At 76.2% G+C, this 9,851-nt stretch carries 7 protein-coding genes and 1 pseudogene; all 8 read left to right on the top strand.

Going from position 1 to position 9,851, the window contains the following annotated elements; all coding sequences use genetic code 11:
- Positions 1–332 (top strand): annotated as a pseudogene (locus tag ACI6QG_RS17920) (hypothetical protein); the annotation flags it as partial.
- A 3-nt stretch (positions 333–335) separates the two neighbouring features.
- On the top strand, positions 336–2,258 hold the full coding sequence (locus tag ACI6QG_RS17915; protein ID WP_407025956.1) for a peptidoglycan D,D-transpeptidase FtsI family protein: 1,923 nt from the start codon (positions 336–338) through the stop codon (positions 2,256–2,258).
- Positions 2,245–3,660: a UDP-N-acetylmuramoyl-L-alanyl-D-glutamate--2,6-diaminopimelate ligase gene (locus tag ACI6QG_RS17910; protein WP_407025955.1), complete on the top strand. Its 1,416-nt coding sequence runs from the start codon at positions 2,245–2,247 to the stop codon at positions 3,658–3,660. The genes ACI6QG_RS17915 and ACI6QG_RS17910 overlap by 14 nt, the downstream gene beginning before the upstream one ends.
- Positions 3,657–5,030 (top strand): UDP-N-acetylmuramoyl-tripeptide--D-alanyl-D-alanine ligase, encoded by a 1,374-nt coding sequence (locus ACI6QG_RS17905; protein WP_407025954.1) that lies wholly within the window; start codon positions 3,657–3,659, stop codon positions 5,028–5,030. Before ACI6QG_RS17910 ends, ACI6QG_RS17905 begins: the two co-directional genes overlap by 4 nt.
- Positions 5,027–6,115, top strand: a complete 1,089-nt coding sequence (gene mraY, locus ACI6QG_RS17900; protein WP_407025953.1) for a phospho-N-acetylmuramoyl-pentapeptide-transferase — start codon at positions 5,027–5,029, stop codon at positions 6,113–6,115. The genes ACI6QG_RS17905 and mraY overlap by 4 nt, the downstream gene beginning before the upstream one ends.
- Positions 6,115–7,470, top strand: a complete 1,356-nt coding sequence (murD, locus tag ACI6QG_RS17895) for a UDP-N-acetylmuramoyl-L-alanine--D-glutamate ligase (protein WP_407025952.1) — start codon at positions 6,115–6,117, stop codon at positions 7,468–7,470. The genes mraY and murD overlap by 1 nt, the downstream gene beginning before the upstream one ends.
- On the top strand, positions 7,467–8,606 hold the full coding sequence (locus ACI6QG_RS17890; RefSeq protein ID WP_407025957.1) for an FtsW/RodA/SpoVE family cell cycle protein: 1,140 nt from the start codon (positions 7,467–7,469) through the stop codon (positions 8,604–8,606). The genes murD and ACI6QG_RS17890 overlap by 4 nt, the downstream gene beginning before the upstream one ends.
- On the top strand, positions 8,603–9,700 hold the full coding sequence (gene murG / locus ACI6QG_RS17885; RefSeq protein ID WP_407025951.1) for an undecaprenyldiphospho-muramoylpentapeptide beta-N-acetylglucosaminyltransferase: 1,098 nt from the start codon (positions 8,603–8,605) through the stop codon (positions 9,698–9,700). Before ACI6QG_RS17890 ends, murG begins: the two co-directional genes overlap by 4 nt.
- Positions 9,701–9,851 lie beyond the last annotated feature (151 nt).

Here is a 9,851-nt window from a genome sequence, read left to right as displayed (position 1 = left end):
CGCGGCGGTCGTGCGGGGGCGGGGGGCGGCGGGGCCCGAGGGCCCAGCCCGGCTGCGCGGCCGCCTCGCCGCCGCGCCCGGCCTCCGCCCTGGCCGCCCGCCCGGCCGAGCGGCCGGCGCCGCGGCGGACCGAATTCGCCGCCCTGCCGCCGGTGGCCATGCCGGCCCACCAGCCGCGCCCGCCGCAGCCGCCGATCTCCAACCTGCCGGCCTCGCCCAACTCCGCCATCCCGCAGCCCGCCATCCGCACCGCCATGGCCACCGCCCCGGCGCCGATGGGCGGCTCGCTGCTGGGGGGCGCGGCGCTGCCGCCGCCCGTGCCCTTCCGCTAGCCGGTGCTGCCCCCCGCCCCGCCCCCCGCCGAGAGCGCCTCCCGCGCCCTGGTCCGCGTCCCGCCGGCCGAGGCGGTGATGCGCGCCCGGCTGCGCGGGCGGCTGCTGGTGGCTGCCGCCGGCTTCGCCGTGCTGTTCGGGGCGGTGGCGCTGAAGCTGACCGACGCCACGGTGCTGGACCCCGCCTCCAGCCGCATCGCCACCACGCCGCGCCACGCGGCGGCGGTGGAGGCCCCGGTCAGCCGCGCCGAGATCACCGACCGCAACGGGGAGATCCTGGCGGTGACGGTGCGCGGCACCGCGCTCTACGCCCGCCCGCCGCAGATCGACGACCCGGCGCGGGTGGCCGACCAGCTGGTGCGCATCCTGCCCCACCTGGACCGCGAGCGGCTGGTGCAGCGCCTCTCCCCGCCGCGGCAATTCGCCTACATCGACCGCTTCATCACCCCCCGGCAGGAACAGGCGATCAACGACCTGGGCATCCTGGGCCTGCACTTCGAGGTGGCGGAGCGCCGCACCTACCCGCGCGGCCGCGACGCGTCCCACGTGCTGGGCGTGGTGGACGTGGATGGCCAGGGCATCGCCGGGGTGGAGAAGTGGTTCGACGAGCGCCTGCGGGTGGACCGCCGCCCGCTGCGCCTGTCCATCGACATCCGCATCCAGCGCGAGCTGCGCGAGGCCGCGGCCTGGGCCATCGAGCGCTTCAGCGGCATCGGCGGCGCGGCCATCATGATGGACGTGCACACCGCCGAGGTGCTGGGCATGGTCTCCCTGCCCGACTTCGCAGCCGCCGACCTCGCCACCTCGCCGCCCGAGCAGCGCTTCAACCGCGCGGTGACGGGCGTCTACGAGCCGGGCTCCACCTTCAAGCTGCTCACCACCGCCATGGCGCTGGAGCTGGGGACGGTGCAGCTGCACTCGGGCTTCGACGCCTCGCGCCCCATCCGCGTCGGCCGGCACGAGATCAACGACTTCCGCGGCAAGAACCGCTGGCTGACGGTGCCCGAGATCATCGCCTACTCCTCCAACCTCGGCACCGCGCACATGGCGATGACGCTGGGCCCGCAGCGCCACCGCGAGTTCATGGGCCGCTTCGGCAACCTGCAGCGCCTTGGCGTGGAGCTGCCGGAGGCCGCGGTGCCGCTGGTGCCGTCGCGGCAGAACTGGCGCGACCTCAACACCATGACCATCGGCTTCGGCCACGGCATCTCCGTCACGCCGCTGCACGTGGTCAACGCCACCGCTGCCATCGCCAATGGCGGCATCCTGCGCCAGCCCACCATCCTGTCCGTGCCCGAGGGCACCGAGCGCGAGGGCGCGCGCATCATCAGCGAGCGCACGAGCGAGCAGATGCGCCGCCTGATGCGCGTCGCCGTCACCGAGGGCAGCGCGCGCGGGGCCGACAGCCCGGGCTACTTCATCGGCGGCAAGACCGGCACCGCGCAGAAGACCAACGAGCGCGGCCAGTACATGGAGAACCGGCGCATCTCGGCCTTCGTCGGCGCCTTCCCGATGAACGCGCCGCGCTACGCCCTCTACATCATGGTGGACGAGCCCAAGCCGCGCGCCGACCTCGGCCCCTTCGCCACCGCAGGTGTCGTCGCCGCCCCCACCGCGCGGCGCATCCTGGAGCGCACCGCCCCCATCCTGGGCCTGGTGCCCGAGGGGGCGGAGCGCATCCCGCAGATCCAGGCCTCCATCGCCCTGCCGCTGCAGCCCGGCCGCCCGGCCCGCGCCACACCGGCCGCCGCGCCGCAGCCGCGCGCGCAGACGCAGCCGCCGCCGCGCCCGGCCACCCCGGCCTTCGCGCCGGACCCGGCGCCGATCCGCCGCACCGAGGCCGCGCCCGCGGGGCAGGACGCCATCGCCATGCCGCGGCTGGTGCTGCACGGCCTGGGGCCGGAGGGCGGCCGTGCGCCTCGATGAGCTGGCGCGCTGCGGGCTGACGGTGCCGCCCGGCGCGGGCGCCACGGAGGTCACGGCCATCACCGCCGACAGCCGGGAGGTGGCGCCCGGCGCGCTGTTCTTCGCCCTGCCCGGCAGCCGCCTCGACGGCCGGCGCTTCGTCGCCGACGCCATCGCCCGCGGCGCCGCCGCCATCGCCCTGCCGGAGGATGCGGAGCCGGGCTGGCCCGTGCCGGTGCTGGTGGCGCCGCACCCGCAGCGCGCCCTGGCCTTCGCCGCCGCCGCCTTCCACCCCGGCCAGCCCGAAGCGGCGGTGGGCGTCACCGGCACCAACGGCAAGACCAGCACGGCGGATTTCGTGCGCCAGATCTGCGCCCTGGCCGGCCATCGCGCCGCCTCGCTGGGCACGCTGGGGCTGGTGGCCGACGGGCTGCCGCCGGAGGAGACGCTGACCACGCCCGGCCCGGTGGCGCTGCACCGCATCCTGTCGCGCCTGCACGGCGCGGGCATCACCCACCTGGCGATGGAGGCGTCCTCGCACGGGCTGCACCAGGGGCGGCTGGACGCGGTGCGGCTGCTGGCCGCCGGCTTCACCTCCTTCACCCGCGACCACCTGGACTACCACGGCACGCTGGATGCCTACCGCGAGGCCAAGCTGGCGCTGTTCCGCCGCGGCATGGTGCGGCCGGGCGGGCTCGCCGTGCTCAGCGCCGCGCTGGACGCGCCGACGCTGCGCGCGGCGCAGGAGGCCGCGGCGGCGGCGCGGCTGGACACCGAGGTGGTCAAGGTGCGGGACTGGCGGCCGCTGCCCGGCGGGCAGGCCTTCTCGTTCCGCGGCCAGGCGCTCGAACTCGCCATCCCCGGCCGCTTCCAGGCCGACAACGCCCTGGTGGCCACCGCGCTGGCGCGGGCGATGGGCGTCCCCGACCCCTGGGCGCTGCTGCCGCGCCTGGTGGGGGTGCGCGGGCGGATGGAGCTCGCCGCCACCCTGCCCAACGGCGCCGCCGCCTATGTGGACTACGCCCACACCCCCGACGCGCTGTCGCGCCTGCTGGAGGCGCTGCGCCCCCACGTGGCGCCAGGTGCCAGGCTGCACGTGCTGTTCGGCGCCGGCGGCGACCGCGACCCCGGCAAGCGCCCGCTGATGGGCGCCGCCGCGGCGGCGGGCGCCGACCGCGTCTGGGTCACCGACGACAACCCGCGCTCGGAGGACCCCGCCGCCATCCGCCGCGCCGTGCTCCAAGGCGCGCCGGGCGCGGTGGACGCGGGCGGGCGCGCGGCGGCCATCGCCCGCGCGCTGGGGGCGCTGGGCCCGGGCGACGTGCTGGCGGTGGCCGGCAAGGGGCACGAGCAGGGCCAGACCATCGGCGGCGAGACCCTGCCCTTCGACGACGCCTCCGTGGTGCGGGGGCTGGTGGGATGAGCGCGCTGTGGACGGCGGAGGAGCTGCGCGCCGCCACCGGCGGCCGCTGCGCCGACGGGCTGGCGGTGCGGGGCGTGTCCATCGACACCCGCACGATTCAGCCGGGCGACCTGTTCGTGGCGCTGCGCGACGCGCGGGACGGGCACGACTTCGTGCCCCAGGCCTTCGCCGCCGGCGCCGCCGCCATGGTGGACCGCGAGGTGCCGCCCGGCCCCGTGCTGCGCGTGCCCGACACCTTCGCCGCGCTGGGCGCGCTGGGCGCCGCCGGGCGCGCCCGCTGCGCCGGGCAGGTGCTGGCGGTGACCGGCAGCGTCGGCAAGACCACCACCAAGGAGATGCTGCGCCGCGCCTGCGCCGGGCTGGGCGCCACCCATGCCTCGGCGGCGTCCTACAACAACCACTGGGGCGTGCCGCTGACCCTGGCGCGCATGCCCGCCGCCACCGCCTGGGCGGCGGTGGAGATCGGCATGAACCACCGGGGCGAGATCGCGCCGCTGTCGCGCCTCGCGCGGCCGCACGTCGCGGTGGTGACGGCCATCGGCACCGCGCATGTCGGCAACCTGGGCAGCGTGGAGGCCATCGCGGAGGAGAAGGCGGACGTCACGGCGGGGCTGCAGCCCGGCGGGGTGGCGGTGCTGCCGGCCGATTCGGCGCATTTCGCCCGCATGGCCGCCATCGCGCGCGGCAACGGCGCGCGGGTGCTGCCCTTCGGCGAGGGGACGGGCGCGGAGGCGCGGCTGCTGGAGTTCCACGGCACCGACGCCGGCAGCCGCAGCCTGCTGGCGCTGCCGGGCCGGCAGGTGGAGCTGGCGCTGGGCCAGCCCGGCCGCCACATGGCGCTGAACGCCCTGGCGGCGCTGGCCGCCATCCAGGCCGCGGGGGGCGACCCCGCGGCGGCGGCGGCGGCGCTGGCGGGCTTCGGCGCCGGCGCCGGGCGCGGGCAGATGCGGCGCATCGCCACGCCCGATGGCGGCACCGCCCTGCTGCTGGACGAGAGCTACAACGCCTCCGACACCGCCATCCGCGCCGCGCTGGCGGTGCTGGCGGCGCAGCCGGCCCGCCGCCGCCTCGCCGTGCTGGGCGACATGCGGGAGCTGGGCGGGCACGGCCCGGCCCTGCACGCGGCCCTGGCGCCCGAGACGGCGGCCGCCGCCGGGCTGGTCTTCGCCTGCGGCCCATTGATGCGCGGGCTGTTCGATGCCATCCCCCCCGCGCGGCGCGGCGCCTGGGCGGAAAGCGCCGGGGCGCTGGCCCCCGTGGTGGCGGCGGCGCTGCGCGACGGGGACGCCGTTCTGGTCAAGGGGTCGCTGGGCATGCGGATGGCGGAGATCGTCCGGGCCCTCGACGGCGCTGGGAAGGCTTCACCATGATTCCGCTGCTGCTCGGCCCGCTGGCCGACGAGTTCATCCTGTTCAACCTCACCCGCTACATCACCTTCCGCGCGGGCGCGGCCTGCATGACGGCGCTGGTGCTGACGCTGTTCTTCGGGCGCCGGCTGATCGGCTGGCTGCGCACCTTCCAGCCCGCCGGCCAGCCCATCCGCGAGGACGGGCCGCAATCCCACCTGCTGACCAAGAAGGGCACGCCCACCATGGGCGGGGTGCTGATCCTGTTCAGCCTGTCCGTCTCCTTCCTGCTGTGGGCGGACCTGCGCAACGGCTTCGTCTGGCCGGTGATGATGGTCACGCTGGGCTACGGCGCCATCGGCTTCCTGGACGACTGGCTGAAGGTGACCAAGCGCAACACCAAGGGGGTGTCGGGCCGGCAGAAGCTGCTGGGCCAGGGGCTGATCGGCCTCGGCGCGGCGCTGTGGTTCTGCCTGCTGATGCCGCCGGGGCTGGAAAGCAACCTGGCCCTGCCGGTGTTCAAGGAGCTGCTGATCCCCTTCGGCGTGCTGTTCCCGCTGGTGGCGATGTTCGTGATGATGGGCGCCTCCAACGCGGTGAACCTGACGGACGGGCTGGACGGGCTGGCCATTGTGCCGGTGATGATCGCCGCCGCCGTCTTCGCGCTGATCGCCTACCTGGTGGGCAACCGCATCTTCGCCGACCACCTGCAGCTGCACGGCGTGCCCGGCGTGGGCGAGCTGGCCGTCATCTGCTCGGCGCTGATCGGCAGCAGCCTGGGCTTCCTGTGGTTCAACGCGCCGCCGGCGGCGGTGTTCATGGGCGACACCGGCAGCCTGTCCCTGGGCGGGGCGCTGGGCGCGGTGGCGGTGGCCACCAAGCACGAGGTGGTGCTGGCCATCGTCGGCGGGCTGTTCGTGGTGGAGACGCTGAGCGTGATGATCCAGGTGTTCTGGTTCAAGCGCACCGGGCGGCGGGTGTTCCTGATGGCGCCGCTGCACCACCACTTCGAGAAAAAGGGCTGGGCCGAGCCGACCATCGTCATCCGCTTCTGGATCATCGCCATGGTGCTGGCCCTCGTCGGCCTGTCCACGCTGAAGATCCGGTGATGGCGCCCGGTCACGCAGCGGAGCGGGGCGTGGGCCGGCCGCCCGGCGGGCCCTTCGCGGGCCGGCGCATCGCCGTGGTCGGGCTGGGCAAGGCCGGGCTGCCGGCCGCGCGCCGCCTGCGCGAATGGGGCGCGGCGGTGACGGCGTGGGACGACGACGCCGCGCGCCGCGCCGAGGCCGAGGCCGCCGGGCTGCGCGTGGCCGACCCCGCCCTGGCCTGGGCCTTCGACGCGCTGCTGCTCTCGCCCGGCATCCCGCACCGCCTGCCCGCGCCGCACCCGGCCGCCGCCGCCGCGCTGGCGGCCGGCGCGCCGGTGCTGAGCGAGATCGAGTTCCTGTTCCGCGCCGTGCGCGCCGCCGGCTCGCGCGCGCGCTTCGCCGGCATCACCGGCACCAACGGCAAGAGCACCACCACCGCCCTGCTGGCCCACCTGCTGCGCGGCGCCGGGCAGCAGGCGGTCGAGGGAGGCAACCTGGGCCCCGCCGCCCTGGACATGCCCATCCTGCCCGATGGCGGCACCTACGTGCTGGAGATGTCCTCCTACGCGCTGGAACGCCTGGACGCCTGCACCTTCGACGTGGCGGCGATGCTGAACCTCTCGCCCGACCACCTGGACCGGCACGGGGACATGGCGGGCTACCTGCGGGCCAAGGCGCGCATCCTGCGCGGCGCCGGCGTGGCCGTGCTGGGCCAGGATGACGGCTGGACGCGCTCGCTCCGGCCGGAGGGCCGGGTGGTGCCGCTGGGCCCCGGCGGGGTGTGGTGGGAAGGTGCGCTGCTGCGCGACGCCGCCGGCCCGCTGGCCGACCTGTCGCGCTGCCCCACCCTGCCGGGCGCGCACAACGCGCAGAACGCCGCCGCCGCCGCCGCCATGGCCCTGGCGCTGGGGGTGGGGCGCGACGCGCTGGCGCCCCTGCTGGAAACCTATCCCGGCCTGCCGCACCGGCAGGAGCGCGTGGCCGAGCGCGGCGGCGTGCTGTGGGTGAACGACAGCAAGGCCACCAACGCCGACAGCGCCGAGAAGGCGCTGGCCTCCTACCCCCGCGTGGTGTGGATCGCCGGCGGCACCGGCAAGGAGGGGGGCATCGCCCCGCTGGCGCCGCTGTTCGGCCGGGTGGCGCACGCGCTGCTGGTGGGCCGCGACGGCCCGGCCTTCGCCGCCACCCTGGCGGCGCACGGCGTGGCGCACGAGGTCGCGGGCACGCTGGAGAACGCGGTGCGGCGCGCGCGCGCCCTGGCGGCGCCGGGCGACGTGGTGCTGCTCTCGCCCGCCGCGGCGTCCTGGGACCAGTTCACCGGCTTCGACGCCCGCGGCGACCTGTTCCGCCGCCTGGCGCAGGAGGAGGATGCCTGATGGCCGTCTCGCGCAACGACACCTCCGTCCTCGGCCGCTGGTGGTGGAGCGTGGACCGCTGGACCCTCGGCGCGCTGCTGGCGCTGGTGGCCATCGGCTACGTGATGATGCTCTCGGCCTCGCCCGCCGTGGCCGACCGCATCGGCGCCTCCACCCGCCACATGTTCCTGGCGCGGCAGGTGCTCTACTCCTCCCTCGCGGTGGTGGTGATGGTGTGCGTGTCGCTGCTGTCGCCGCGCTGGACGCTGCGGCTGGCCATCCTCGGCGCGCTGGGGGCGCTGGCGCTGACGGCGCTGACCCTGGTGGCGGGCACGGAGATCAAGGGCGCGCGGCGCTGGATCTCCCTGCCCGGCATGTCGCTGCAGCCCAGCGAGTTCCTGAAGCCCTGCTTGGCGGTGGTGTGCGGCTGGCTGCTGGCCGAGGGCAAGCGCACGCCCCGCTTCCCCGGGCTGCTGATCGCCTTCGCGCTGATCGGCGTGGTGGCGCTGCTGCTGAAGAAGCAGCCCGACATCGGCATGCTGGCCGTGATCGGCGCGGTGTTCGTCGCGCAGGTGTTCGTGTCGGGCATCAACCTGTTCTGGGTGGCGCTGCTGGGCGGCGTGGGGGTGGGCGCCTTCGCGCTGGCCTACATGCTGCACGGCCACGTGCGCTCGCGCATCCAGCGCTTCCTGGACCCCGAGGGCGGGGGCGACAACTTCCAGGTGCGGATGTCGCTGGAAGCCTTCGGCAATGGCGGGCTGCTGGGCCGCGGCCCCGGCGAGGGCCGGGTGAAGGACGTGCTGCCCGACGCCCATGCCGACTTCGTCTTCCCCGTGGCGGCGGAGGAGTTCGGCCTGGTCGCCTGCCTGCTCATCCTGGGCATCTTCGCCTTCGTGGTGATCCGCGGCCTGCTGCGCCTGCTGGGCGAGCGCGACAGCTTCGTCGCCCTGGCCGCCGCCGGGCTGCTGACGCAGTTCGGCCTGCAATCCTTCATCAACATGGCCTCCTCCCTGCACCTGATCCCCACCAAGGGGATGACGCTGCCCTTCGTGAGCTACGGCGGATCCTCCGTCATCGCGCTGGCGCTGGGCATGGGCTTCCTGCTGGCGCTGACGCGGCGGCGCATGCAGGGCCGGGCGGAAAGCGCCGAGGCATGATCGCCATCGCCGCCGGCGGCACCGGGGGCCACCTGTTCCCCGCCGAGGCGCTGGCCGCCGAGCTGCTGGCGCGCGGCGAGCGCATCGCCCTGTTCACCGATGCGCGATCGGCCGCCTTCGACAGCCCGGCCTTCACCCAGGCCGAGCGCTTCGTGCTGGAAGGCAGCGGCATCGCCGGGCGCAGCGCGCTGAAGGCGGCGCGCGGCGCGCTGGCGCTGGGGCGCGGCACCTGGCGGGCGCGCGGGCTGCTGCGGCGCACCGGTGCGCGCGCCGTGGTGGGCTTCGGCGGCTACCCGGCCATCCCGCCGGCCCTGGCGGCGCTGAGCCTGGGCGCCGGGCGCCCGGTGCTGGTGCTGCACGAGCAGAACGCCGTGCTGGGCCGCGCCAACCGCCTGCTGGCCCCGCGCGCCGACGCCCTGGCCCTGACCTACGCCGAGACCGGGCGCCTGCCCGCCGGCACCAGGGCGCATGCGGTGGGCAACCCGGTGCGCCCGGCCCTGGCCGCCCTGGCCGGCGCCGCCTACGAGGCCCCGCGCGAGGGCGCCATCCGCCTGCTGGTCATCGGCGGCAGCCTGGGCGCGCGGGTGTTCGGCGACGCGGTGCCGGCGGCGGTCACCGCCCTGCCGCCCGCCCTGCGCCAGCGCCTCATCGTCACCCAGCAATGCCGGGCGGAGGACCTGGAGCGCGTGCGCGCGGCCTATGCCGGCACCGGCATCCCGGTGGAGCTGTCGCCCTTCTTCACCGACATCCCGCGCCGGCTGGCCACCGCCCACCTGGTGCTGGCCCGCGCCGGCGCCTCCACCCTGGCCGAGCTGGCCTGCGCCGGGCGGCCCGCCGTGCTGGTGCCGCTGCCCTCCGCCATCGACGACCACCAGGCCGCCAACGCCCGGGCGCTGGAGGCCGCGGGCGCCGCCTCCGTGCTGCCGCAGGCGCGGATGACGGGCGAGAGCCTGTCCGCCCTGCTGGTCACCTGGCTGTCCTCGCCCGACAGGCTTGCGGAGGCGGCCCGGGCTGCGGCATCCCTGGCCCGGCCCCAGGCGGCGCGCGACCTCGCCGACCTGGTCCTGTCCCTGCTTCGCCGGAAGGCTTCCTGATGCGCGCGTCCCTCCCCTCCACCGGCACCATCCATCCCGTCGGCATCGCCCGCCGCGGCGCGGCGCAAGGAAAGGGCCGCTGATGCGCGCGCTCCCGCTCTCCATCGGCACCATCCATTTCGTGGGCATCGCCCGCCGCGGCGCGGCGCAA

The sequence above is a fragment of the Sabulicella flocculans genome, from assembly GCF_045449635.1.
Lineage (GTDB): Bacteria > Pseudomonadota > Alphaproteobacteria > Acetobacterales > Acetobacteraceae > Roseococcus.
Note: the sequence above shows the minus strand (reverse complement) of the source record. Positions and strands in the feature narration are given on the sequence as shown.

Excerpts from the sequence above, each read along its gene's own strand:
- mraY (WP_407025953.1), top strand. The coding sequence starts at position 5,027 with ATGATTCCGCTGCTGCTCGGCCCGCTGGCCGACGAGTTCATCCTGTTC.
- murD (WP_407025952.1), top strand. The coding sequence starts at position 6,115 with ATGGCGCCCGGTCACGCAGCGGAGCGGGGCGTGGGCCGGCCGCCCGGC.
- murG (WP_407025951.1), top strand. The coding sequence starts at position 8,603 with ATGATCGCCATCGCCGCCGGCGGCACCGGGGGCCACCTGTTCCCCGCC.
- ACI6QG_RS17905 (WP_407025954.1), top strand. The coding sequence starts at position 3,657 with ATGAGCGCGCTGTGGACGGCGGAGGAGCTGCGCGCCGCCACCGGCGGC.